Origin of the sequence: Streptomyces sp. NBC_00461 (assembly GCF_036013935.1) — a bacterium.
In the GTDB taxonomy this organism is placed as follows: Bacteria; Actinomycetota; Actinomycetes; order Streptomycetales; family Streptomycetaceae; genus Streptomyces.
Map to the genome: position 1 here is coordinate 219,270 of NZ_CP107902.1, position 22,444 is coordinate 241,713.

Below are 22,444 nucleotides of genomic sequence, written 5' to 3' on the forward strand. Positions count from 1 at the left end.
TGTCCGAAGGGTCGTGTTGCGCACCCGGCCGGAAGGCCGTTCTCTTCGACGTGGGGCGGAACGACGGATTACGTGCTCGAAGTCCTCACCCGGCGCGGTCTCCTCAGCCCAGAGGCAACTGACCGAGCGGCCGACCGTGGTCGGCCTGTGCCTCCAGCAGAGCGGTCACGTCCGGCCCCCTCGTGAAGACGGGGCCTTCCCAGCCCTCTGGAACGGGCGCAGGTTCAAGACGCACCTGGGTGCCATGGGCGCTGGCGGCGTCGAGGAGAGCCTGCAGCACGTTCAGTCCCTCCAGATCGAGGGCGCCAAGGCGCGCCTGCCACGTCTTCGTGGTGTCGTCGAACGATGCGATCGTGCGGAGCCGGTTCAGCTGCGCTTTCCATTGCGGATCGGCGGCTGGCGCCGCCCAGATGGTGACCTGTAACACCCATGCTTGGTCAGGGGGGTTCGGCGAACTGGTCATGCCCTGACGGTAGATGCTGCCACTGGCAGAGCCCGATCGGGTGAATCCGCGCTTGGCGCAGAACCTCCGCCGTGCCGAGCACGTACTGACAGACGTGGACCCGATCCGAGAAACTCACCTGTCCGAACCCGGCCTGCTCGTCATCGACGTGGCGGGCTTCGACGATGCCACCGTCTTCGCCTTCCAGGCCGCGATCGCCCGTTTGTGGGGGACCTCGACGGCCGAGAGCACCACCCGGGATGCCGGCCAGCCCGGTGTGCGGCTGCGGATGTACACCGATCTGCGACAGGTCCTCGGGGAGGCATCTCCGCCGGAGCCCGCGCCGTCGGCAACGTAGACAAGCGTGGTCCGCCACCACGGGGGGAGTGGCGGACCACACCTGCGTCCAAGGTGCCACACACCTCCCTGGCGCGCCCGGTCTGCGGGTGAAGCCCCTGCAGTACAAGGCGACTTCGTCCGAGTACGGGGCCCTCCCCTCCCCCTTGAAGCTCGCTACGCGGGTCCACGAGCTGCTCGGGAGGTGAGCCGATCGGCGGCTGCGGCCACGCCCGTTGTGCCCGCAGCCGGCTCGTCATCGGAAGCCGACGAGACTAGGCGCCGTACCGTTCGGGCTTCGGGGTGCGGGCCATGAGCAGGCGGGCGGCGTCCTGGACGTCGAGTTCGGCGTCGATGACGGCGGCCACGACTTCGGTGATGGGCATCTCGATGCCGTGACGGTGGGCCAGGTCGAGGATGGCCTTGCATGACTTGACGCCTTCGGCGGTCTGCCGGGTGGCTGCGGTGGCCTCCGCCACCGTCATGCCCTGGCCGAGGTGTTCGCCGAAGGTGCGGTTGCGGGAAAGCCGGGAAGCGCAGGTGGCGTGCAGGTCGCCGACGCCGGAGAGGCCGGAGAAGGTAAGGGGGTCGGCGCCGAGGCGTTCGCCGAGGCGGGCGGTCTCGGCAAGTCCGCGGGTGATGAGGGTGGCCTTCGCGTTGTCGCCGAAGCCCAGGCCGGTGGCCAGGCCGATGGCAAGGGCGATGACGTTCTTCACGGCGCCGCCGAGTTCACAGCCGACGACGTCGGTGTCGGTGTAGGGCCGGAAGTACGGGGTGAGAAAGGCGGATTGGAGGGCCTTCGCGGTTGCCTCGGTGGTGCTGGCGATGACGGAGGCGGCGGGCTGGCGGGCGGCGATTTCGCGCGCGAGGTTGGGGCCGGAGATGACGGCGACGTGCTCGTCGGGGATGCCGGTGACCTCGGTGATGACCTGGCTCATCCGCAGACCGGAGTGGCTCTCGATGCCCTTCATGAGGCTGACGAGCACGGCGTTCGGGGGGATGTGGGGGGCCCAGTCGGCGAGGTTGGCGCGCAGGGTCTGAGCGGGGATGGAGATGAGCACGCTGTCGGCGCCGGCCAGGGCCTGGGCGGGATCGGTGGTGGCGTGAATCGAGGCGGGCAGGACGACGCCGGGCAGGTAGGCCGGGTTCTGGTGCCGGGTGGTGATCGCATCAGCGATCTCTGGCCTGCGGGCGTGCAGCGTGACGGAGTTGCCGGCGTCGGCCATCACCATGGCCATGGTCGTGCCCACACGATCCGGCGGACAGCACCGCGACCTGCTGGTTCATCCTGTTTCTTCTCCTTCAGTGGGGTCGTGCGAGCCTAGCGGGCGGGTGAGTTGCGGGTGGGTTCAGCGCGGCGCAGCGTGACGATGACGGCGTGGCGGTCATTGAGGCGGGGCAGCATGCGGTGGGCTTCGGCCAGCATGTGGTCGGCCTGGTCGTGGCCGAGTTCGCGGCGCAGGTCATCTTCGTGGGTGATCCAGAGCTGATATACGCGCCGCCACAGCTCGGGTTCGTCGCGCCGGCGGTCGATGTGCTCGACCGTGAAGCCGGCGGAGCGCGCCTGTGGCCTGATGGTGTGGCGGAGGCCGACGGGCAGGCCCCGGGTGATGACGGCGCGGGCGTCGGGGGCCAGGATGCGGTGGAACTCGGTGAGGGCCGCGGTGCGGTCGCCGGCGTTGAAGAGGGCGTCGAGGCAGACCAGGCCGTGCACGTGGGTGTCGGGCAGTCCGGTTTTTTCCAGGGTGCCGACACGGAATTGGGCGCGCTCGTCCGGGACGAAGTCACTTCGGCGTTCGGTGGCGAGGCGAACGGCGACGGAGGAGACGTCGATGCCGACGAGCTGCACGTTCAGGGCGCGGGCCAGCCACAGTCCGGCGCCGCCCGTGCCGCAGCCGACGTCGGCGAGAACCTGATGGGGGCGCAGCTGCAGGCGGCCGATCAGGGATCCCAGGAGCGTCCAGTCGCAGGAGCTGTAGGGGCCGACTTCGGCCGGGTAGGCGTCGCCCATGGCCTGTGCGTACAGCCGGTAGACCAGGGGGCTGCCGGCGCGGGCGGCGTGGAATCGGTCGTAGTGGGCATCCTGTTGGCGCTCGCGGTCGGTGAGGAGTGTCATCGTGGGATCGCCCTTCGAGTACGGGAGCGGGCACCGGGGGCGATGACCTTGACCGCGGCCAGCGGGTCATCGGGGCCGGAGAGAGTGACGGCGATCGGCTCGTATCCGGTGACGTCCTGGAGGCGGCCGGCGATGGCCTGGACTTGGTCTGCGAAGGTGTCCGCGAGGGCGGGTCCGTCCGCCAGCTGATTCCAGCTTGTCGCGGCGGCCGCGGCCTTTGGGGCGGGTGGGCTGGTGTCGAAGACTTCGTCGCGGGAGGGCAGGTCGTCGCGGGTACCCGCGATGCAGGTGAGACGGGATTGCGCGGCCTCAGTGATGGCCCGGGTCAGGGCGATAGCCGGGTCGGTGTCGCAGCCGGAGCCGGCGAACCAGGCCGGGTAGTCCTCGGACCACAGGTACGCCAAGCACACCGGGATCCCGTACGGGCCCTCGACGGCGGCGAGTTCGAGCAGGACCTGCCGTTGGTGCAGGCGGTCGATGAGAGTGCGGGCGTACGGGTCGTCGACGGTGGCCGGGCGGATGAGGCGGCGCAGGGCGCCGTCGCGCATCTCGTCGGTGTGCAGTACGTCGCGCTCGATGACCTCGTACAGGGCGTGCAGCAACGCCTCCTCACGGGTGTTGCCGCAGGCGAGTCCGGTGCTGGTGGCGCGCAGGACGTCGGGCGTCCACATCGTGCGCGGTGCCCGGGAGATGAGGCGGGTGGGCACGGGCGTGGGCCGACCGGTGGTCAGACCGGTGCCGGTCGTCCATTCCAGCGGGAGATGCGCGAGGCCGGGGTGGGGGACGCGGACGGGCAGCGACCACAGCGGGTAGGGCGGATTGAGGTCCTGGGCGCTGCCGTACTGGTCGACGGGGAGGGGCTGTTCGGCGTGCCACAGCTCGATCGCCTCCATGGCGGCCGAGATGGCGGCGAGGCGGTCGGTGGCGCCCTTGCCCTGGGAGGCGGCGAGCGTGCGGGCGCCGGGGCGGATCGCGGTCGACACGGGTAAGCCGAGGTGGTCAAGGCCGGTCAGGTCGGCGATGCGGGTGATGCCGTAGCGGGGTAGGTGCGGGGCGATGATGCTCCAGGTGTCGTCGGGGGTGCGGGCGCGGACGGTTCCGTTGAGCCGGATCGTCTCAGTGGGCATCGGAGGCCGCCTCCATCTCGGTGCCGGACTGGGCCTGTTCGTCGAGGAGACCGGCCATGAAGACCTTCACGGTGTCGAGGGCGTGCGCAGCGCCGCGGAAGCCGCGGGCGGCCGCCGCGTCCTCCAGCGCGGTGGTCGGGCACCGCCACAACTGCTGGAGGGTGTGCCGGGCCTCGGCGTCCTTGACGGTCTCGGGCATGAAGCCGGTGATCGTGCGGCGGGCCTCCTCGTTCGCGGCGAGGCAGCGAGCCAGGGATGTGCGGTCGGGGGCGCTCTCGTTGGCCAGGAGCCGCGTCACGGTGTTCTCGTCGCGCACGTCGACAGGGATACGGAAGACGACATGGACGGGCAGCGGGCTGCTGTGGTTGCCGGTCAGGCGGCCCATCCGCTCGGCCAGCGGCATCTCCGCCTCGCCGTCGCCGGGATGGCGCGAGAGCTGGTCGAGGTGCTCGTGCCACAGCTGGGGGAAGTCGGGGTCGAAGATCTGCTGGTAGGCGATGCGCAAGCTGGTGGGCAGCTGCAGGCCGTCCACGGGCTCAGCCGCGAAGTGTGCGTGCCAGCGCCGCAGGTACGGGGTGTCCCAGTGCAGGGCGTCCGCCCGGGCCTGGAGTAACGGCTCGATGCCGGACCGGCCGGTACGCAGCGCCTTGAGGGCGTCGAGACGCTTGAGGTCGCCGAAGTGGGGGTCCACGGTGCGTCGGACGGGCAGCCAGACCATCAGAGCGCTGGCGTAGTGGCGGTGGCAGATGGCACGGATCGCGGATTCGGTGCGCTGCGGGTAGTACACCGCGCGGAACTCCTCCAGCAGCACGGTGGCGGTCGCGGCGGAGACGATGCCGTCCTGCTCGGCGAGATCCAGGACATGACGGAGGTTGACGAGCGGCCAGGTCAGCGCCTGCCGGTCGCCGTCAGGTGCCTGGCCGACGGCGACCTCGTCGTCACCGGTGAGCTCGCCGGTCAGGTAGCGGCGGAAGATGCTGCCGACTCCTTGCATGCCGAAGCGATGCAGTTCGGCGGCACGCAGGGCGCCGATGCTGGCGGCGCCGATCACGCGTACGCCCCGCGCGAGGGCAGCGAGGATCTCCTTGTGCCGCAGGGCGGCCGCCTGGTGGTACAGGCCGTCAAGGAGAACCACCGTGTCCGTGTCGGCGATCGCGGGATCAAACAGATCACCGTGGCGCGCGGGAGGCAGAACGCGGACGGCAGGGTCGGCGAGAAGGGGTTCGTCGGGGGGCAGAGTGGGCCCGACGTACACGTGGATCATGAGGGCTCCGGTTGGGGACGGGGAGAGGAAGTGCCCCTCGCAGGTGTGCTGTGAGGGGCACTTCCGTGGTGTCGGGCCCGGCCCGGTCGCCCGCCGTCACACGGCGGTTAGCGGGCTGGGCTTTCGCGCCGGGTCAGATGGCGCTGCGCGTCAGGGACCTTCGTCCTCGACGTCCTCGATCCGTACCGGGCTGGTCGGGTCGATGAGCGTGGTGACCGTCTCGGCGGGCACGGGCCTGAGCTGCGCGGCGATTTGTGACTTCGAGTCCTCCATGGGTTCCTCCTCTCGTCCTGTGTGTTGTGGCAGTTGCGGAGCGGGTGCTCGCGACTGGTGGTGCCACGGATCCGGCACGGGCCGGATCCGCCTGCCCGTCCTTGCGGACGGGAGGTCTGGTGATGCGGACCGCACCGCCGCATGTCGGCCAAGAACCGTGGGCCGGGCGGCGGCGCGGTCATGCTCTGGCCGGGGGCGAGGCTGAGCAGGCCAGCGGGGTCGGGGAAGCGGGCCCGGCCGCCGGGCACGGCGGCGCGTGCTGCGCGGGCGGCTGGCCCGCCTTCGGCCCGCCTGGGCAGCCGGGGCCGGGACCCGGCGCCGGGGCGTAGCTCTCGGGGGAGGGAGCATCGCCGCCGGCGCCGGGCGTTTGAAGGACTCCCCCGTGGCCGAGGGACCGGTCGGGGGTGGTGTCGTCGTAGCCGCGCAGCACGATCACCTGGCGCTGTGGACTGAGCTGGTGCCGCTTGTGGTGGGCCCAGCCGGAGCCGATCGTGGCGAGCTGCGGTGCGGTCAGTCCGCGGCGGAACGCCTCAACGGCGGAATCCGGCCCGGCTTCGTCGGTGAACTTGCCGTCGGTGCCTGGAGGAGCGGGGAGGACGCGGACGAGGGCGTAGAAGGTTCCGGTGGGCTTGAGCCAGCGGCCCACGTCTGTCAGCAGGCGTCCGAAGTCCAGGTACGGAAGGGCGTACCTGCAAGTGATCAAGTCGAGGCATCCTGGCTTCAGTTCGGGCGGGATCGCCTCGGCGTTGATGTCCCACCGGTCGTAGGACAGTCCGCCGCGCAGGCCGGCGGCGGTGGCTTGGCGCAGGGCTTCGGCGGAGAAGTCGTAGCCCCTCACGCTCACGCCCCAGGCAGCGAGTTGCCGGGTCCACTGGCCGCTGCCGCAGCCGAGGTCGACGGCCCTCATGCCCGGCCGCGGCCGGACGAGGCGGTGGAAGTGCATGGTCTCCTTGTCGCTGACGAGCTGGGGGTGGCCGGTGGTGAACCACTGGTCCCAGTCGGCGGCCGCCAGCCTGGGGGTGCTCGCTGGGGCGCTCATGTGTGGGTCTCCGTGGCTTCGTCGACGACGCGGACGCGGCGCAGTCGCGCCACGTCGAAGCGCTTGTCGCCGACCGGCACGCCGAAGAGGTTCACCGGCGAGGGTCCGTCGGGCAGGTCGGGATGAGGTCGGACCGTGCGGCCTGCGGTTCGCGGCCCGGCAGCTGCTCGGGCGGTATTTGGTGGGGGGATGCCTCAGCCATGGGTCTCAACTTCCGTACAGGACAAGGGGGACGATGAATGCGGCGACGGTGAGGACGATGAGGAGCTGCAGGACCCACTGGCGCCAGCCCCAGCCGCGCTCGTCCATCCGGCGGATCGGGCCATTCATCGGGACTCCGGGATGATCAGGTCGATGAACGCGAAGTGGTCGCCGATCCACAGCAGTTCGCGCTCGTAGAGCGCGTCGTCGGGGCTGATCACATGGCGGGAGATGGCGATCACGCCGTCTGCGGCGCCCTGGCGCATCAGGAGGCGGGCGGCCAGCCACCCGTTGCGGTGTTGCGGTGCGGGAGCACGGTCCGGGCGGGAGGCCGTGTCGTGGATCTCGCGCTTGATCTGAAAGGCGTCCTGGGCATATGCGCGCAGCCGTGTGAAGTCGGTTTCGGGATCGCCCTGGGAGGTGGTCAGCGTGTAAAGGATCACGCGGAGTGTGCGGGTGCGGCCGGGCCCTTCCATGGCCGCCCGGATCAGGTTCTTGCGTAGCCGTTCCAGCCGTAACCGGGGGTCAGGCTGCACGTGGGGCCCGTTCTGATGCAGCCACCGGTGCGTCGCGTTGTCCCGGTCCATCCAGCCGGTGGTGTCCCCGGGCGCCGTCGCGCCGGGCGGCGGAGTGCGCGTCATACGGGAACCTCCCCCGGCACCATGCGGGCCCGGACGGTCTTGCTGCGGCCGTCCTCGGCCAGGCTCCAGGTCACGTCCGCTCCGAGGAGGCGTACCTGACGCAGGCCGCGCCCCTTCTTGCCGTGGACGGCGGCCTCGCTGTCGGGGAAGGCGGGAGAGGGGTCCGTCACGTCGATGCGCAGCGCGTCGTCCTCGGTGACCGCCAGGAGCACGTCCAGGCGCGCGTCGGCCTTGTCGGCGGGCCGGGCGTGGCGGATGGCATTGTCCGCAAGCCGGGCCAGGACCTCGACCGCTGCCACGACATCTCCAGGCCAGCCCAGAATGGTCAAGTAGGTGAAGGCTTCCGACCTCACCCGCCGCAGGCTTGCCCGGTCGAGCGCGTAGGAACGCGTCGGCCAGATGCGGTCGATGGGCGCGTCGACGGCAGACGTCGTGCCGGTGTGGTCTTCGTCGGGCCCGCGGTGATCGCGTCGCTGTCCGGCCTGCGGGTACGCGGCGAACGCCGGCACACCGAGCAGCCAGACCCGAAGTGCTGTGCGATCCCCCGGATGCCAAGCGATCTCGTGCTCCGCGGGGGCCACCACCCCAGCAGCCTCGCCTCGGACGAGTGCGCACTCGACTGTCAGCCAACCGGCACGTCGGCGGCGTGGGACGTCGAGCGGCGCGAGATCGTACGCGTGATGCAGGACCGTCCAGCCCTGCGCGCGGGCGAGGTCACCCAGCAGCCAGTGTCTTTGCCGCTATCGACGAGTCAAAGCTGCTGGTGTAGAGGACGACGTGAGCGCCGCTGGAAGGCGTGCCCACGACTTCAAGCGGAGGGGCTGCTGGTGTCACGGTCGGCGCGATCATGTGCTCAGCTCCGGAGCTTTCAAGGCGCGGTTTCCGGACTGGGGGTAACGGTCGCCGTCGGATGCCACGGGGGTCACAGCTCCCCCTGCCGGTCGACTTCGGCCCAGATGACGGAGGTTCCGTCCTTTCGCACGCTGTGGCCGAAGCGATCGGCCGTGTTGAAGAGGAAGTCGAGGAGGTCGAGCCGTGCGGACTCGCCGAGGGAGACAGGTACCTCGGCTTCGACGCGAAACCGCTCGTCCGACTCGTCCTGGCTCGGAGCCGCGCCAAGCGCGGTGGTGAGCATGGAGACGATCGCGGTGGCCTGGACTTTCGGCGAGCTCACGGATCTCCCCTGCATGCATTCGATCACGTAACGTAGTTCTGATGCATTAGCTTGAACCTGATGCATTAACTTGTCAATCGGGATGCTGAAACCCGGTGTCCCACGAGCCGACCAATACGGAGTCCTTGCATGGGTCACGACGAGCCGCCGCAGCACCAGGTGGTTGCCAACGACCTGCGCCGTCGACTCGTCGCTGGAGAGTGGCCCGTCGGAACGAAACTGCCCTCGCGTGCTCAGCTCGCCCAGCACTACGGGGTGGGCTCCAACGTGCTGCAGAAGGCGCAGGAGCGCCTCATCATCGAAGGCCTCCTGGAAGGACGCGCCGGCTCCGGCACCTACGTGGCCAACCCCCGCGAACGGCGGCGCATGGTCCGCTCCCGACACAGGGAACGCCGTGGCGGCAGTCCGTTCCGCGCTGACATGGCCGAACTCGGCCGCCAGGGCACGTGGGAAGCACACTCGCAGGCCCGCACCCCTGCTCCCGAGAACATCGCTCAGCGTCTCGGGATCGAGCCCGGTGACCTGTGCGTGCACACCAGCTACGAGTTCCTCGCGGACCACCAGCCGGCCCAGCTCTCGATCAGCTGGGAGCCCATGGCGATCACCGGTGAAACACCCATCGTGCTGCCAGAGATGGGGCCGCTCGCCGGCAAGGGCGTCGTCGAGCGGATGCGGTCGGTCGGCGTGGACATCGTCACCGCGGTGGAGGTTCCGCGGCCGGGGCGAGCCACTCAGGAGCAGGCCAACCTCCTGGGTGTGCACCTTGGCGACCTGGTCCTCATCATCGAGCGGACGTACTACGACGGTGACGGCCGCGCGGTGGAGACGGCGGACATCACCGTGCCGGACGTCCGCTGGGAAGTCGCCTACGAGTTCGGCATCGAACCGCCCGCTGTCTAGTGCGTTGACCACTAACCTTCGCCCGGGTTGATCGTTCTGTCGCTCGAAGGCCGAGCGTTCTCAGCGAGGCTCGGTGTGAGGGGTACGTTGTCTCATCGAGTTGATCAAGCAGGTCGGGGAACGGGGGAAACCGGTGCATCGGCTCGATGGTGGTGCGGAGGAGGGCTTCACCGAGGTCAAGCAGGTGTTCGCCTCGTTGGCGGAAGCCGACCCGGATCACGACATGCAGGTGGCGGTTTATCACTGCGGGCGGTTGGTGGTGGATCTTTGGGCTGGTCCGGAGATGCGGCAGGACTCGCTGCTCAACGTCGCGTCCGTGGGCAAGGCTGCCGCATATGTCTGCGCCGCGCTGCTCGTACAGCAGGGCGACCTGGAGCTCGATCGGACCGTGGCACGGTACTGGCCGGAGTTCGCGGTGGCCGGCAAGCAGGACGTGACGGTTCGGCAACTGCTGAGTCACCAGGCCGGTTTGGTTGGCGTGGACGGCGGTTTCACCCTCGACGAGCTCCACGATGACCAGGCGGCAGCCGTCCGGCTGGCTTCCCAGCGCCCCTTTTGGCGTCCTGGCACCGCGCACGGCTACCACGGGTTCACCATTGGCCCGATGATCGGCGAGCTGGTGCGGCGGATCACCGGCAGCACTCTGCCCGATTTCCACGCTGCTATGGTGCGCGAGCCGCGGCGCATCGACATGTTCGTGGGGCTGTCCGCCGAATACGAGCCTCGCGTTCTGACCCTCCAGTCACCCGTGCCGAGCGAGCAGGCCGGCTCCGACCCCGTGCCAGCACCGGCGCCCGACAGTCTTGCCGGCCTGGCATTCAGCGTCCCGGTCGCCGACAGGCTCGGCCTCGTCAACGCCCGCCGATTCCGTGCAGCCGGGCCGGTGTCGATGGGAGTCCTGGCCAGCGCACACGGAATCGCGCGCATGTACGCCTCATGCCTTGACGCCGTGGATGGCCTGCCTGCCCTGCTTGCCGCGGAGACACAGGAGGAGTTCGCGCAGATTCATTCTGTCGGCCACGACCTGACACTGGCCTGCCCTAGCCGCTACGGCTTGGGCTTCCAACTGCCCGGCGATGCACAGCCCTACCTGTCCGCCCGCACCTTCGGCCACGACGGTGGAGGCGGTAGCTGGGGGTTCGCGGATCCCTCGACCAGACTCGCCTTCGGCTATGTCCGGCGCCGTATGACCAATCCCGGAGGTCTCGGTCCCGACGCGCACCTGCTGGCTCGCGCTGCCCGCGCCTGCGCCGCCGGTCAGCTCGCCTTCTGATGGTCTTACGCGGGGCTGAGGCCACGACCCCATGTCGGGATCAAGCAGGTGCAGGTGCTCAAAGTTCTTGCTCAACCTTCACTGCGGCAGGACATTGATCAGACGGCTTCGGTTCGTGGGCGGCCCCAGCGTTGCCGGCGTTCGCTGCGGACCTTGGCGCGTTCCCGCCGCTGGGCGGCCAGGACGTCGGGATGGCGGGCGTTGGCGTTGCGCCATCGCAGGTAGTCCTGAAGCCTGCGGGCAAGCACGGTGTGGTTGGGATGGTTCGAGCCGCCCATGACGAAGGTGCGTAACGGCCCGAACTGGGCTTCGATCGGGTTGGCCCACGACGCGCTGGTCGGTGTCAGGCACAACTCGACCTTGTTCTGGCCGGCCCAGGCCCGGATGGCTGGGGTCTTGTTCGCCGAGAGGTTGTCCATAATCACATAGATGGGGGCGCCGTCCGGGCGGGCGGCGCGGATCGACTTCAGTGCCGCCAGGCTGTGGTCGCCGCCTTTGCGGCGGCGGGTCACGCCCCACAGGCGGTCGTCCCCCAGGGAGTAGCACCCGTGGAAGTACCGGATGCCATGGGTGCGGTGGTAGGTGGCGGGCAACCGGTCGGGTTTGCTGCGCCGTGCCCAGGCGGTGCCGTGACAGGGCCGGATCGACAGCGGGCCGAACTGGTCGAATGCGAAACACCGATCCGGGAAACGGCTGGTCACATACTCGATGTGGTCGAGCTTGGCGTCCTTGTCCGGGTCCGTGGACTCCTTCCAGGTGCGGGTGTGCTGGAAGGAGATTCCCTTCTCGTTCAGGACCTGCCGCAGCCGCTCGCGGCCTATGCGCACCCGGCGGCCGGGCTTGCGGGCCAGGTAGTCGCACAGCTTGCGCAGACTCCAGTGCGTGAAGGGCCGCCCCAGCGCCGTCGGGCGGGTCGTGGCCGTCGCGATGATGAATTCGCGGTCCTCATCGCTGATCAGGCGAGGACGGCCTCCCGCCCACCGAGGGTCCAGCGCGGCCAGGCCCTTCTCGTTGAACGCATGGATCACGTCCCGGACGGTGTCCTCATGCGCGGCAACCAGACGGGAGATCGCCGTCACGGGCGTACCCGACGCCGACGCCATGATGATCAGCGCCCGGCGCACCCGCACCGACTCATGCCGGCCTCGCCGGACAATCTGCCGCAGCCACTGACCTTCCTGATCACTCAACCGCCGTGCCCTGACCGGCCCTACCATCCACGACCTCACCCTCAACAACAATCACGTCGCCGTCAACGATGAGGCCACCACCCCGCGCCGCCAACATCCACCAACCAGTCCCCACCCGGCAAACGTTCATGGACAACGCACTAGCCGGCCGCTGTTCGGCTTCACGTGCTCACTGGCCCTCACTGGCCCCACCCAGGGGCAGGCGCACAAGAGGACCGTGGGGCAGCCACAGTTCTCGAGACGCGCAGGCCAGGTCGCTGTTTTGCCCCGCACTTCCAACGCCCGGCTCCCCCGGCGCTGTCGGGTCGGCGGCTTCCTCCAGCGCTTGGCGCAATTCGGCGGCCTGGGTGACTCCTTGCGCGCGCTGGACCAGCCAGTACGGGCCAGGTGGCGTCTGCTTGTGATCTGGCGGCAGGACCACGTGCATCGTCCGCCCGAAGGCCGTGGTCTGCGGCATCCGCCAGTCGGCGGCGGTGCCCGCAGGAACGAGGAAATACAGCACGGAGGCGGCCGGACGCGGATCCACTGTGATCGCACCGGGGTTGCCCAGGTTCTCGATCGCCCGCAGTGCGAGGAACCGCGACGACACCTTGATGGCGTCCCAGCCGACGCCGGCGAGCGCAAGGTGCGTCCCGGCTTCACTCCTCAACTCAGCCGCGCCGCCGATCATCCGCTACTCCGCCCTTCACTGCGCTGAGCGTGAAGGTAGGGCCGGTGAGGCGTGGCGGACGGAACTGACAGTTCCCGGGAACTGCCAGTTCCGTCAGACGAGTTGGAGGCGCTCGGCGAGCCCGGTGACCTGGGAGCGGAACACGGGCCGGACTCGCTTCTGCAGTCCCAGAACGATGTCCCGGACGAGCAGACTGCGGGCGAAGTCCTCCGGGGCGAGGTCTTCGAGGCTGAGCAGGTGGACCAGGACGGCGGCGTCCTCGCGGCGCAGATCGTGGCAGCGGGCGACTTCCAGTCCGAACGTGAACTGCCGCTCCCTGGAAGGAAGTCGGCTGGTGTTGACCTGGTCCGCGAGGTGCAACCCCTCCGTGGCCTCGCCGGCGAGCATCTCGATGCTCATCGCGTGCAGGGCCACGTTGGTGGGGCCGAACACCGTCCATTGGACATTGCTCTCCCCGGCCCTCGTAGCGAGGGGGGCGGCGCGCTGCTCCAGGCGCTGTCGGGCCTGCCACCAGTTGCGGCGGCGAGCGTCGGAGACGACGGCCACCAGTTCAAGAGCGCCCTGGACCGCGTCGGACTCGGGGCTGTCAGGGGCCCGGCGCAGCCGCTCGACGGCCAGCAGCGCGACCTCCTTGGCCTCTTCGACGGCGCCTGCATCGCTGTGCGAGAGCAGGACATGGCCGAGGTTCCACGCCGCGGCGGCGATCCGGACTGGGTCGTCGGCGTCCTCGGCGGCGCGCATCGCTCGGTCGGCGACCATGAGTGCGAGGTCGAGACGGCCGGTTCTGCGGCAGTACGAACGCAGCAGACCGTAGAGGTCGGCAGCCACCCGCAGCGCTTCGCGCCGTGCTGCCGGATCGCTGCTGTGCCGGTGGCTTCGTACAGCGTGCTCCACGTCCGTGATCAGGCCGGGAAGGATGCGGGCGGCCTCGGTGAACCGGTCTTTGGAGGCCTGCCAGGTGTGCCAGGCCTGCTCGACCCTCTCGCGCAGCTGTGCGTGAGCTGCCGGATCAACGCCGCCCGCGGGGGCCTGCCGCATGAGGGCGTGGACAACACCCGAAGCGGCGGTGTGGGGCGCCGGGGGTTCCTCGATCGGGTCCTCGGTCAACAGAGCAGCCACGGGCACACCCAACTCAGCAGCAAGGCGGGCCAGCACGTCGGCGGACGGAGTCTTCTGTCCGGCCTCGATCAGGCGCAGGTAGCGCTCGGTGATACCGCACAGTCCCGCGACGACGGCGACAAGTTACCGTTCGCGCGGCGGTAGTGCTTGATCCTGCGGCCGATGGGCAGGCTCGGCGGAGTCGACGGCACGTCCGCCCCCTTTCCCGGGCATCTCTCGTACCGTCAGCGTAGACACCTGATGGCGGCCGCACGTCCGGTCCGCACGCGTTCGCGAGACCTCGTGAGAGCCGGTCACGGCTGGGGAGTTGGGAGGCACCACCATGACTCGACTGGTCCTGTGGGACATCGACCACACCTTGATCGACACACGGGGCGTGGGCCGCGAACTCTCGGCCTCCGCTTTCGCACGGACCACCGGGCGGCCGATGCACGAGCAAGCGAAGATCGACGGCATCACCGAGGCCGTGATCTTCCGGGAAACCGCGCGCCTTCACGGCATCACGACGGACCGGTCGGACTTCAAGCGATTCGCCCGCGCCCTCACCCACGAGCACCTCAAGCGCCTCGCCGAACTACGGGAGCGCGGCCATGCCCTGCCCGGGGCAGCGGCCGCCCTGGCCGCCCTGGCCGCCGACGGCGTCCGGCAGACCGTGGTATCCGGCAACATCCGAGCCGTCGCCCAGATCAAGCTCCAGGTGTTCGGCCTCGACACCCGAATCCTTTGGGACTTGGGCGCCTTTGGGGAAGACGACGATGTGCGCGCCGAGCTTGTTCGTCTCTCCCTGCAGCGCGCGAATACGACCGCGGACAACGCTGTGTTGATCGGCGACACCCCGGCGGACATCGCGGGAGCCCATGCCAACGGAGTCCGCGTCATCGCAGTGGCTTCCGGGCGCAGCGACGAGGCCACTCTCCGCAGCGCCGGCGCGGAAACGGTCCTCTCCGACCTACGCGACACGGAGCTGCTCGTCAAGCTCGTACACGCCAGCGCCTAGCTGTATTGACCTGAAGCGTTGTTGACACGGCTGATGGGTGGGTGGCCGCCGAGTGCGGAGGACGCCCCTGCGCCTTGTGATCCACCGCATCTGACGCCGCATGCTGCTCCACCAGGAATTACGGGAGCCCTGAGTGGGGGTCCTGAGCCATCGCCGCGTTCAACTTGCCAGTCGGGGCATGGCGAACAGGCCGGTTCGGAGCTTGAGTGCAAGGCGCTCGTCGCTCATGCCCGGCATGACGTCCGTCTCCGGATCGCGGCATGCAGTGAACGGCCTTGTTCAGAGCATGAGTTGAGGTTGGTCAGTCGTTGGGGTTGGTTCCGGGGACGGCTGCCCGAATAGCTTGTGCGGCTTCGCGAGCCGCCGGAAATTGGTCGGCGAGCTTGCAGAAGCTTTGGAGGGTGTGGCGGTCGTCGAGCTGGTCGTCTGGGCCAAGCTGGATGTCGATGAGGTTGTGGAGTTGGAGCCAGCGTGCTCCCCATTCGCTGACGTGGTAGCCGATCATGTCGTCGAGGAAGCGGACTGCAGGTTGGGTGCCATTGAGGCGTCGTTGTCGGGCGAGTGATTCGCGGCCGGCGTAGACCTTTTCGAACTGCCAGAGCAGCGAGAAGTAGTGGTTCATGACTTCAGGCAGGGCTTGGTCGGCGGGTGCGTTGCCGCGTCGGTAGAACTCGAGGGCGCTTCGAGATTGGGCTGTGGCTTCGGTGGTGAGGTCGTTGTAGAGCGTGCGGGCGAGGTCGAAGCCGGCTCGGGCGGCGTTGCCGCGGGCTGCGTAGAGGGCGATGAAGGCGGCGATGGCTGCGATGCAGGCGGAGACGAGGGTGGTGATGGCGGCGTCATGCCGACGAGGTTGTCCTCGCGTCGTCCCGCGCATGCGGCCAAGCGTGCTTCCCAGAGGGAGATTTGAGCTTTGAATGTGCATGCCGGAGAACACCGGGCGCAAACCCCCGATGGCGTCCTGTTGAGCCAGCTCGCCCTGGCGCCGGCCAGGATCAGTCCTGGCGCCAGGAACGCAGCTTCTCGGCGATGCCGTACGAGTCCAGCCGCAGCGCTCGGATGTCGTAGATCAGTTCCCGCCAGAGCTCAAACTTCGTGTCCACGCGTTCCCCGGAGGCCTCCAGGTAGGCGATGGCGACGCCGTATCCGTACACCTCGTTGCGGGCCGGGAGCGGGCGCAGCAGCACGCACTCCTCCAGCATGACCGCAGCCCGCCAGAAGGCGTCGGGATGGTGCTGGTCATGCCGGGGCGGGTCGACCCGGTGGCGCTGGGCCAAGCCGACGAGCACAGAGAAGTCGTTGACGGTCAGGTCGTCCCGGAGGATGTCTTCCTGGCGCTCGAGGAACCACCGGTAGTCGACGTATACGACGGGAGGCACAGGTCAGGCCGCCCGCGAGGTGTCGTGCGCGACGGCCGGCAGCCCGCCGAACTCGGCGTCGAAGGCGTCCATGATGCCGGGTTCGCTGATGGTGCGGCGGAAGGCGGCGGTCGCCGTCTGCAGGGCCCGCTCCTGTTCCTTCTCCCCCGCCACCTTGGCGATGTAGGCCTTCACGGACAGGCCCTCAGCAGCAGCGAGGCCCTGCAGGGTGTCCCTGGTACTCGTGTCGACCTTGACAGTGGTTTCAGCCATGCCTGAAGTATCCCTCAAGGTATACGTGCGGCGCTACCTCCTCCGCTGCTCCGCCCGCTCACGGGCGGTACCTACGCATTGCCTCGCGCTGAAAGGAAGAGCTAAGCCCGTAAATGATCTACGGCGGGCTGGCTGACCTGATCGTCTTCTCGGTCACCCGGCGAGGGCGAGGTTGTGCAGGCGGGCGATGCCGAGCATGGCCTGGTGGACGCCGTCGCCCTTGAGGCGGCAGTCGCGCAGGATCTTCCAGGTCTTCATGCGGGCGAAGGCGTGCTCGACGCGGGCGCGGACCTTGCGGTGGGAGGCGTTGTGTTCCTCCTTCCAGGCCGGGAGTTCGCTCTGGCCCTTCTCTCGGCGGTGTGGGATGACCAGGCCGGTGCCCCGGTAGCCGCCGTCCGCGATGACGGTGGTCGTACCGACGGCGGCTTTCGCTCCGGACAGTTCCCATGCCTTGCAGTCGTTGCGGTTGCCGGGTAGCGGTCGGCCGACGGCCAGGCGAGTGCCGGCATCGCTGACAACCTGGTGGTTGGTGGAGTACCGATAGTTCGACCGTTAGGGCCAACCTCCGACGCCAAAGCCCAGCGAGCTGGGGGCACTGAGCACGTGGGGTCTGGGGAAATTCCCGGGAGACGAAAATATCTGGTTGGTGAGGACACCAAACACGGGACCTACGGCACGGCACGGCTCGGCTCGGCGAGGCTGTCGGCGGCCATGTGGTACCTGGATGAGTGGTGGGTTGCTGCTCTCCAGGACGATCCGTTAGCTGATCAGTTGGATGAGAGGTTGCGGCATCAGTCTGGCGAGCTGGCTGAGATCATTGATCACGCGATGAGGTCAATGCGCTGATCGTATTGGTGGTTAAGGGTCTACGCGGTTTTCTGTGAATGTTTCAATAGCCTGATCGCGAACAAGAGAATCGATCACCTGGGCATCTTCTTGTTCCGCCTTATATTTTTTCTCAGTTTTCTTAAATTTTCGATCTGCCGACTGATATCTGGTTTCGATGTGCGGGCACTCAGGTCCGGACGGGAAAAATACTACCGTGCGGGCAATGGGGTGATCTTCAAGCACCTCTCTCATCAAACTCTGCGTGGGCAGATCTGTCTGAACGCATCTATATGATCCCTGAAACCCAGTGACCTTGAAATGCTTTTTGTTACATGCGCTGGTGCGCGAATGTTCAAGATGGGTAAGCAGGGAGAGTGAAACGGTCAATCTGACCAGGTCTTCATTTTCGGCCGGAGCGTCAAAGACGAATGATGTTGACCACCTTTGTCCTGGTGACATAACTTCGCCCGCCTGCATTACATCATCAAACCTAAGCAGCTTTGTTGGTTTGTCAAAATGGCGCCGGTCGGGCGAATTTAGGTCAAGAAACTTGCTGGCTTGATTGGTGGACATCGCTTCCGCTGATGCCATTCTATGTCCGGTCACCATATACATTGACCCCAGGACCTGCGCCGAATTGGTTCCAGTATTTTTCAGAGTGATGGTCGCTTGGAGTTTCGTGGAGCTCCCTGTGTGACTAATTTCCCTGATTGAGGACGTTACATCCACGCTGGGTCGATCGTGGGATGGCTTATAGAAGTTGAGGTACCAAAACTGAATTAGCCCAGCAGCGGGCAGTAGTGCAGTAAGTGCAATCCATGTCCCAGGCATTGAGACGTGCCGCGCAAAGGCAGCAACGATAACCGCGCTCGCGAAGATGAACATTGCCCATGCGCCGTAAAGGATCACCATATCAATGCCGTCATTGATTGGGCTCCCAATTTCGATCCAGATGGGGATCAAGACCATAGGAATGGCTGAAACCTGGGCTGCGATCACTGCTGGAAGTGCCCATGGGTCGCTGGCGGATAGCTGCCTTCTGCCTCGACGCCTAATAAGCCGAGGCGTGGGTTGTTGGACATTTGCGTAGGGCCACACGTTCCATGCCGCAACTAGGTTCAGAACGCCAACAATGAATCTAATCGCCGCGGACACCCACTGTTCCCGCGGGTAATTTACCATGTCGTATGCGGCACTGGCCCAGAAGACCAAACCATCAACGGCGAGAAAGAATACCAATAGAAATACTCCTGCGCGGCGCATGTTGCCATGCTATACACGCTGCGGGAGTTGCATTTGGACCGCCACGCCATGCTATATCTCTAATAGCGCATTTCTCTGATCATCGGCCCCTTGTGGGAATTGGCGGAATCAGGTTTGGCGGGTGCGCTGCGCGCTTTGGGGTCGAGAATGGTCAGGGCGCGCCGCGTTCGCTGGCGGCTCTATGCGAAGGCTTCTCGACCGTCGAGGATTATGTTTGCTAAGGGCTGTCCCGTAACTGTGGCCGTCATGGTGAGTGGACCCGGATCAACGGAAGTCACAGGAAGAGGAGTTCGACGTCCTTGTCGATGCAGAGGCGTAGAACGAGCGCCAGTTGTCGGGCGTCTTCGATGTGCTGCCCGAGCAAGGGGTCGGCGGCCTGCTCGTGCCATTCGCCGGTGATCGCTTCCAGCCGGGGCAAGATCGCGGTGCACTCGGCCGTCGAGAGCTCACCGCCGCCGTCGTCCGGACGGTCAAGAAGAGGCTCCAAAGTGGTGGAGACATCGCTCCATGAGCGCTCTCCGCCGAAGCCCCGCATCTCGTCGAGGACGAACCCTTCCGCCTGCGCCAAGCGGCAGCGGAATGCGTTGAAGCCGGTGTAGGACCAGGCGACATCCGGACTGGTGGTGTCCCCGTCGCCCGGGAACAGAATCAGCCCCACGCCGTCCTCCTCATCCGTCGAGTACACAGGATCGGCTGGAGAGCGCCACACGTGCAACTGAGATGATCACGCGATGGCTGGTGTGATCACGGCGTCGGAGCCGACCTGGATAGCCCCCTTTACTGGGCTGAGCCCGCGCCAGTTCGCCAAGCTGGTGACCATGTTGCGCCGCGGGGGCGCGGATGCGGTGGGGCGGGGCCGACCGTGGAACCTGACGCTGGAGGACCGGGCACTGCTAATGGCGGCGTACTGGCGAACCAACTTGACGATGCGCCAGCTTGCCCCGCTGTTCGGGGTCTCGAAGTCCGCGGCCGGCCGCATCATCGATCACCTCGGGCCAATGCTCGCTTTCCAGACTCGCAAGCGGTTCACCAAAGACACCGTGCTCATCGTGGACGGCACTCTGGTGCCCACCCGCGATCAGGCCGTGTCTGAGCAGTCCAAAAACTACCGGTACTCCACCAACCATCAGATCGTCATCGATGCCGATACCCGGCTGATCGTCGTGGTCGGCCGGCCTTTGCCCGGGAACCGCAACGACTGCAAGGCGTGGGAGGAATCCGGCGCCAAGGCCGCAGTGGGCAGGACGCTCACGATCGCCGACGGCGGCTATCCGGGCACCGGGCTCGTCATGCCCCACCGTCGGCCCAAGGGCGAGGACCTGCCCGGCTGGAAGCAGGAGCACAACAAGTCCCACAAGCAGGTCCGCGCGCGCGTCGAGCACGTCTTCGCTCGCATGAAGACGTGGAAGATCCTCCGCGACTGCCGCCTCAAAGGCGACGGAGTCCACCACGCCATGCTCGGCATTGCCCGGTTGCACAACCTCGCCCTCGCGGGATAGACGAGCGCCTCGGTCCGCGGCCCGTCACGCCCGAGGCAGCTCGGAGATCATTTACGGGACAACCCTTAGGCGCTGCGCGGCCTCCGCCCCGCCTTCTTCGCGGTCGTCTTCTTCTCCGTGGTCTTCTTGGCTGGCTGCTTCCTGGCCGCCTTCTTGGCGGCGGCCTTCTTCTTCGGCAGCTCGTGCACCGCACCGGACCCGGTGTTCTCGCCGCGGGCGGCCTTCGACTTCTCCACTGACTCCTGCAGGGCGGCCATCAGGTCAAGGACCTGGCCGGGTCGTTCGGGCTCGGGAGCCTCGGGGAGCTCCCGGATTCCCCGCTTCGCCTCGATGATCTTCGCCATGGCGTCGGTGTAGGCGTCCTCGAACTCGGGGCCCTCGATGTCGTCGCGGCTCATCGACTCCATCAAGGCCAGCGCCCCCACGATCTCCTCCTCCGACACCTTCTCGTTCGGCGGGTCGACGGCGCCCGGATCACGGACTTCGTCAGGCCAACGCATCGCATGCAAAACGATCACGTCTTCGCGCACCCTGAGCAGGCCCAGGCGTTCCCGGCCCGACCAGGCGTATTTGGCGATCGCCACCTTCGATGACCTGCTGAGGGCCTGCCGCAGGAGCTTGTACGGTTTCGCCGCCACCTGCCCGTCCGGCACCAGGTAGTACCCCTCGGCAATGCTGATCGGGTCAATCGCCTCCAGCGGCACGAAGGCCTTGATTTCGATGGCCTTCGCCGTCGGCAGCGGCAGTTCCCGCAGCTCCGCATCCGAGATCGGAATGACGTTGTCCTTCGACACCTCATAGCCTTTGCCGATCTCCGACTGGCCGACCTCCCGGTCCTCCAGTTCACACACCTTCCGCACCCGCACCCGGCCCATGTCCTCAAGGTGGTACTGGTGGAACTGGATGCTGTGATTCTCGGTCGCGGACGCAACGTGAATAGGCACGGTCACTAGACCGAAACTGATCGCACCTGACCAAACGGTTCGGGGCATGGCAAACCTCCGCAAAAGCCCCGAGCTCTGCCAGCCTACGAGGGGGCCAGCCGCCGCGCGAGTAGGGCATTGTCAGTGCAGGCGGCGAAGATGACCACATGCCGATCACGATGCAGAACTATGCGCTCACCTGGACCGACCGCGACGGTGTCCCCCGCTCGTCCGCCGTCGCCTACGACAAGCCGAGCGCTGGCAGTCGCCAGCAGGATCTCGAAGCCGCCGGATGCAGCGATGTGCTGATCGTCGAGACCAAGCCCGGTCAGCTGCCCGACCCAGCGGTGTGACTCCCGGGCCTGGCGTGGCGGCGATGGCGGAGGACTCGACGGTGTCGGCGGACGAGACTGCCTTGGCAGGACTGCTCCTCCATACGCCGTGTCGCAGGCCGCAATGGTGAGCCAACGGGTGATCTTCCGCGTGTTCACGCCGCATCCCGAACTGCTTCGGGATCCCGGTCTGGCGAAAGTGCAACAAGGTGACCGGTCGACGTCCTACCCTGCGCTCGGGCCTTCCTGGGGGTAACTCGCGTGACGGACGCAGCTGGGGATCGAAAGCAGTCACCGGTCGATGAACCCGTGACGGCGGTGCGGCAGTTGAGGATGAGCCGCGGCGACCCGTCGAGCCACGAGATCACGGCACGAGGCCTGCTACTCGACCTGGATGTCAACCGGAACAGCGTCCTCACAGTGCTCCTCGATGTCCGCAATTCGAGGGTGAGTGACTGGAACGGCATAAGGGAGGTGCTCATCACGCTTCTGTGCTGGGACGACCCTGACTCGATCCCTACCGAGCAGGACCTCGAGCCCTGGCACACCCTTTGGCGTCGTGCGGACCAGGTCAAACGGGCGGAGCGGGACGCCGAGTTCGAGGCAGAGCTTGCCGCCATGCCCCAGATTCCCTCTCGCCCGCCCACGCTGCCCACGTGGGTTCGCCCCGTTGAAAGCCATGCCAGGCCCCCGAGACCGACTGCGTCTGCAGGGCCCTTGTTGCGGGATGTGTTGATCTTCGCGGGAACGGCCAGCCTGATTCCGTATCTGCAGGCAATCGCCTCGGAGGCCGGATCGCGCACGTTCGCCAGACTGTCACGGGTGGGGATCCGGTTCCGTCCGCGCCGGCTGCGAACTCAAGAGGCACTCGGCCCGAAGATCGCCGTCGCGCAGCGCGCCACGGGACTGCGATTCGAAATGCCCTCCACGCTGCCGACCGAGGCACTTGAGGCACTGGCGACGACGGACCTGGAACAACTTGCCGGGCCTCCCACGCCTGAGTTCATCTTCTGGGACTCAAGTTCCAGGAGTTGGAGGCGTCAGGAGTCACCAGGAGCGTCGCCGTCACGATGAACCAGCGAGCCCACTCAACAAGGAGACCTCGACTTGGCCGAGCACACCCTTGTCTGAAGTGAGTGCGTGGCGGCACTCCATCGCCAGGCGTGGGCGTAGACCTCACGAGCGGTGTGGGCCAGTTCATTCTCTGCC

27 protein-coding genes and 1 pseudogene are annotated in these 22,444 nt (G+C 67.3%); 7 read left to right on the forward strand and 21 right to left on the reverse strand.

Going from position 1 to position 22,444, the window contains the following annotated elements; genetic code table 11:
- Positions 1-103: 103 nt before the first annotated feature.
- Positions 104-463 (reverse strand): hypothetical protein, encoded by a 360-nt coding sequence (locus OG870_RS01010; RefSeq protein WP_266593095.1) that lies wholly within the window; start codon positions 461-463, stop codon positions 104-106.
- Positions 464-515: 52 nt separating this feature from the next.
- On the opposite strand from OG870_RS01010, the gene OG870_RS01015 reads away from it, so the two are divergent.
- The gene (locus tag OG870_RS01015; RefSeq protein WP_266593093.1) at positions 516-800 is read left to right on the forward strand and encodes a DUF6207 family protein; all 285 of its coding nucleotides are present in this window, start codon (positions 516-518) and stop codon (positions 798-800) included.
- A 253-nt stretch (positions 801-1,053) separates the two neighbouring features.
- On the opposite strand, the gene OG870_RS01020 is transcribed toward OG870_RS01015, so the two are convergent.
- From OG870_RS01020 to OG870_RS01065, 10 genes are all read right to left on the reverse strand, one after another.
- Positions 1,054-2,016 carry an NAD(P)H-dependent glycerol-3-phosphate dehydrogenase gene (locus OG870_RS01020; protein ID WP_323179506.1) on the reverse strand — a complete coding sequence of 321 codons (963 nt, stop codon included), beginning with the start codon at positions 2,014-2,016 and terminating at the stop codon, positions 1,054-1,056.
- 83 nt (positions 2,017-2,099) lie between these two features.
- Entirely contained in the window at positions 2,100-2,894 is a 795-nt protein-coding gene (locus OG870_RS01025) for a class I SAM-dependent methyltransferase (RefSeq protein WP_266593089.1), read from the reverse strand.
- On the reverse strand, positions 2,891-4,021 hold the full coding sequence (locus tag OG870_RS01030) for a YcaO-like family protein (RefSeq protein WP_266593087.1): 1,131 nt from the start codon (positions 4,019-4,021) through the stop codon (positions 2,891-2,893). The genes OG870_RS01025 and OG870_RS01030 overlap by 4 nt, the downstream gene beginning before the upstream one ends.
- The gene (locus tag OG870_RS01035) at positions 4,011-5,285 is read right to left on the reverse strand and encodes a TfuA-like protein (protein ID WP_266593085.1); all 1,275 of its coding nucleotides are present in this window, start codon (positions 5,283-5,285) and stop codon (positions 4,011-4,013) included. The genes OG870_RS01030 and OG870_RS01035 overlap by 11 nt, the downstream gene beginning before the upstream one ends.
- Positions 5,286-5,435: 150 nt before the next feature.
- Positions 5,436-5,558 carry a hypothetical protein gene (locus OG870_RS01040; RefSeq protein WP_266593083.1) on the reverse strand — a complete coding sequence of 41 codons (123 nt, stop codon included), beginning with the start codon at positions 5,556-5,558 and terminating at the stop codon, positions 5,436-5,438.
- A 178-nt stretch (positions 5,559-5,736) separates the two neighbouring features.
- Positions 5,737-6,597 (reverse strand): class I SAM-dependent methyltransferase, encoded by an 861-nt coding sequence (locus tag OG870_RS01045; protein WP_266593081.1) that lies wholly within the window; start codon positions 6,595-6,597, stop codon positions 5,737-5,739.
- Between the two features lie 207 nt (positions 6,598-6,804).
- Positions 6,805-6,927, reverse strand: a complete 123-nt coding sequence (locus tag OG870_RS01050; RefSeq protein ID WP_266593079.1) for a hypothetical protein — start codon at positions 6,925-6,927, stop codon at positions 6,805-6,807.
- On the reverse strand, positions 6,924-7,439 hold the full coding sequence (locus tag OG870_RS01055) for a hypothetical protein (protein WP_266593077.1): 516 nt from the start codon (positions 7,437-7,439) through the stop codon (positions 6,924-6,926). The genes OG870_RS01050 and OG870_RS01055 overlap by 4 nt, the downstream gene beginning before the upstream one ends.
- Positions 7,436-8,023 carry an ATP-binding protein gene (locus OG870_RS01060; RefSeq protein ID WP_266593075.1) on the reverse strand — a complete coding sequence of 196 codons (588 nt, stop codon included), beginning with the start codon at positions 8,021-8,023 and terminating at the stop codon, positions 7,436-7,438. The genes OG870_RS01055 and OG870_RS01060 overlap by 4 nt, the downstream gene beginning before the upstream one ends.
- Before the next feature lie 338 nt (positions 8,024-8,361).
- Complete coding sequence (locus OG870_RS01065) at positions 8,362-8,613, reverse strand: hypothetical protein (protein WP_266593074.1); 252 nt, start codon at positions 8,611-8,613, stop codon at positions 8,362-8,364.
- Between the two features lie 129 nt (positions 8,614-8,742).
- Between OG870_RS01065 and OG870_RS01070 the strand changes: the two genes are divergently transcribed.
- On the forward strand, positions 8,743-9,513 hold the full coding sequence (locus OG870_RS01070; protein WP_266593072.1) for a GntR family transcriptional regulator: 771 nt from the start codon (positions 8,743-8,745) through the stop codon (positions 9,511-9,513).
- Between the two features lie 100 nt (positions 9,514-9,613).
- Positions 9,614-10,786 (forward strand): serine hydrolase domain-containing protein, encoded by a 1,173-nt coding sequence (locus OG870_RS01075; RefSeq protein ID WP_266593070.1) that lies wholly within the window; start codon positions 9,614-9,616, stop codon positions 10,784-10,786.
- A 98-nt stretch (positions 10,787-10,884) separates the two neighbouring features.
- On the opposite strand, the gene OG870_RS01080 is transcribed toward OG870_RS01075, so the two are convergent.
- The 3 genes from OG870_RS01080 to OG870_RS01090 all read right to left on the reverse strand — a co-directional run bounded on the left by OG870_RS01080 (position 10,885) and on the right by OG870_RS01090 (position 13,867).
- Positions 10,885-12,003 carry an IS630 family transposase gene (locus OG870_RS01080; RefSeq protein WP_266593068.1) on the reverse strand — a complete coding sequence of 373 codons (1,119 nt, stop codon included), beginning with the start codon at positions 12,001-12,003 and terminating at the stop codon, positions 10,885-10,887.
- A 142-nt stretch (positions 12,004-12,145) separates the two neighbouring features.
- Positions 12,146-12,646 carry a hypothetical protein gene (locus OG870_RS01085; RefSeq protein WP_266593066.1) on the reverse strand — a complete coding sequence of 167 codons (501 nt, stop codon included), beginning with the start codon at positions 12,644-12,646 and terminating at the stop codon, positions 12,146-12,148.
- 93 nt (positions 12,647-12,739) lie between these two features.
- Positions 12,740-13,867, reverse strand: a complete 1,128-nt coding sequence (locus tag OG870_RS01090; protein ID WP_405663629.1) for a helix-turn-helix domain-containing protein — start codon at positions 13,865-13,867, stop codon at positions 12,740-12,742.
- Between the two features lie 220 nt (positions 13,868-14,087).
- Here OG870_RS01090 and OG870_RS01095 point away from each other — a divergent pair, with 220 nt between their 5' ends.
- Positions 14,088-14,762, forward strand: coding sequence for an HAD family hydrolase (locus tag OG870_RS01095; protein ID WP_266593063.1), 675 nt, complete (start codon positions 14,088-14,090; stop codon positions 14,760-14,762).
- 301 nt (positions 14,763-15,063) lie between these two features.
- Here the strand turns inward: OG870_RS01095 and OG870_RS01100 are convergent, their stop codons facing one another.
- The 6 genes and pseudogenes from OG870_RS01100 to OG870_RS01125 form a co-directional block, all read right to left on the reverse strand.
- Positions 15,064-15,636 (reverse strand): hypothetical protein, encoded by a 573-nt coding sequence (locus OG870_RS01100; protein ID WP_266593061.1) that lies wholly within the window; start codon positions 15,634-15,636, stop codon positions 15,064-15,066.
- 118 nt (positions 15,637-15,754) lie between these two features.
- Entirely contained in the window at positions 15,755-16,138 is a 384-nt protein-coding gene (locus OG870_RS01105) for a toxin Doc (RefSeq protein ID WP_266593059.1), read from the reverse strand.
- Positions 16,139-16,141: 3 nt separating this feature from the next.
- A complete protein-coding gene (locus tag OG870_RS01110) occupies positions 16,142-16,390 on the reverse strand; it encodes an antitoxin MazE7 (protein ID WP_266593057.1) in 249 nt (82 codons plus the stop codon).
- Positions 16,391-16,543: 153 nt separating this feature from the next.
- Positions 16,544-16,936 (reverse strand): annotated as a pseudogene (locus OG870_RS01115) (transposase); the annotation flags it as partial.
- A 312-nt stretch (positions 16,937-17,248) separates the two neighbouring features.
- Complete coding sequence (locus OG870_RS01120; RefSeq protein WP_266593055.1) at positions 17,249-18,481, reverse strand: hypothetical protein; 1,233 nt, start codon at positions 18,479-18,481, stop codon at positions 17,249-17,251.
- 274 nt (positions 18,482-18,755) lie between these two features.
- Positions 18,756-19,139: a hypothetical protein gene (locus tag OG870_RS01125; RefSeq protein WP_266593053.1), complete on the reverse strand. Its 384-nt coding sequence runs from the start codon at positions 19,137-19,139 to the stop codon at positions 18,756-18,758.
- Between the two features lie 73 nt (positions 19,140-19,212).
- Here OG870_RS01125 and OG870_RS01130 point away from each other — a divergent pair, with 73 nt between their 5' ends.
- Entirely contained in the window at positions 19,213-19,980 is a 768-nt protein-coding gene (locus OG870_RS01130; RefSeq protein ID WP_266593051.1) for a transposase, read from the forward strand.
- A 65-nt stretch (positions 19,981-20,045) separates the two neighbouring features.
- Here the strand turns inward: OG870_RS01130 and ku are convergent, their stop codons facing one another.
- Positions 20,046-20,972, reverse strand: a complete 927-nt coding sequence (ku, locus tag OG870_RS01135) for a non-homologous end joining protein Ku (protein ID WP_266593438.1) — start codon at positions 20,970-20,972, stop codon at positions 20,046-20,048.
- A 98-nt stretch (positions 20,973-21,070) separates the two neighbouring features.
- Here ku and OG870_RS01140 point away from each other — a divergent pair, with 98 nt between their 5' ends.
- Both OG870_RS01140 and OG870_RS01145 read left to right on the forward strand, forming a co-directional pair.
- A complete protein-coding gene (locus OG870_RS01140; protein WP_266528559.1) occupies positions 21,071-21,256 on the forward strand; it encodes a hypothetical protein in 186 nt (61 codons plus the stop codon).
- Between the two features lie 240 nt (positions 21,257-21,496).
- Positions 21,497-22,309, forward strand: a complete 813-nt coding sequence (locus OG870_RS01145; RefSeq protein WP_266593049.1) for a hypothetical protein — start codon at positions 21,497-21,499, stop codon at positions 22,307-22,309.
- Positions 22,310-22,444: the final 135 nt, after the last annotated feature.

Coding starts and splice junctions, on each gene's coding strand:
- OG870_RS01020 (WP_323179506.1), bottom strand. CDS start 2,016: ATGGCCATGGTGATGGCCGACGCCGGCAACTCCGTCACGCTGCACGCC.
- OG870_RS01010 (WP_266593095.1), bottom strand. CDS start 463: ATGACCAGTTCGCCGAACCCCCCTGACCAAGCATGGGTGTTACAGGTC.
- OG870_RS01130 (WP_266593051.1), top strand. CDS start 19,213: ATGGCTGGTGTGATCACGGCGTCGGAGCCGACCTGGATAGCCCCCTTT.
- OG870_RS01025 (WP_266593089.1), bottom strand. CDS start 2,894: ATGACACTCCTCACCGACCGCGAGCGCCAACAGGATGCCCACTACGAC.
- OG870_RS01085 (WP_266593066.1), bottom strand. CDS start 12,646: ATGATCGGCGGCGCGGCTGAGTTGAGGAGTGAAGCCGGGACGCACCTT.
- OG870_RS01035 (WP_266593085.1), bottom strand. CDS start 5,285: ATGATCCACGTGTACGTCGGGCCCACTCTGCCCCCCGACGAACCCCTT.
- OG870_RS01040 (WP_266593083.1), bottom strand. CDS start 5,558: ATGGAGGACTCGAAGTCACAAATCGCCGCGCAGCTCAGGCCCGTGCCC.
- OG870_RS01045 (WP_266593081.1), bottom strand. CDS start 6,597: ATGAGCGCCCCAGCGAGCACCCCCAGGCTGGCGGCCGCCGACTGGGAC.
- OG870_RS01095 (WP_266593063.1), top strand. CDS start 14,088: ATGACTCGACTGGTCCTGTGGGACATCGACCACACCTTGATCGACACA.
- OG870_RS01050 (WP_266593079.1), bottom strand. CDS start 6,927: ATGAATGGCCCGATCCGCCGGATGGACGAGCGCGGCTGGGGCTGGCGC.
- OG870_RS01055 (WP_266593077.1), bottom strand. CDS start 7,439: ATGACGCGCACTCCGCCGCCCGGCGCGACGGCGCCCGGGGACACCACC.
- OG870_RS01100 (WP_266593061.1), bottom strand. CDS start 15,636: ATGCGCGGGACGACGCGAGGACAACCTCGTCGGCATGACGCCGCCATC.
- OG870_RS01120 (WP_266593055.1), bottom strand. CDS start 18,481: ATGCGCCGCGCAGGAGTATTTCTATTGGTATTCTTTCTCGCCGTTGAT.
- OG870_RS01110 (WP_266593057.1), bottom strand. CDS start 16,390: ATGGCTGAAACCACTGTCAAGGTCGACACGAGTACCAGGGACACCCTG.
- OG870_RS01140 (WP_266528559.1), top strand. CDS start 21,071: ATGCCGATCACGATGCAGAACTATGCGCTCACCTGGACCGACCGCGAC.
- OG870_RS01080 (WP_266593068.1), bottom strand. CDS start 12,003: ATGGTAGGGCCGGTCAGGGCACGGCGGTTGAGTGATCAGGAAGGTCAG.
- OG870_RS01070 (WP_266593072.1), top strand. CDS start 8,743: ATGGGTCACGACGAGCCGCCGCAGCACCAGGTGGTTGCCAACGACCTG.
- ku (WP_266593438.1), bottom strand. CDS start 20,972: ATGCCCCGAACCGTTTGGTCAGGTGCGATCAGTTTCGGTCTAGTGACC.
- OG870_RS01030 (WP_266593087.1), bottom strand. CDS start 4,021: ATGCCCACTGAGACGATCCGGCTCAACGGAACCGTCCGCGCCCGCACC.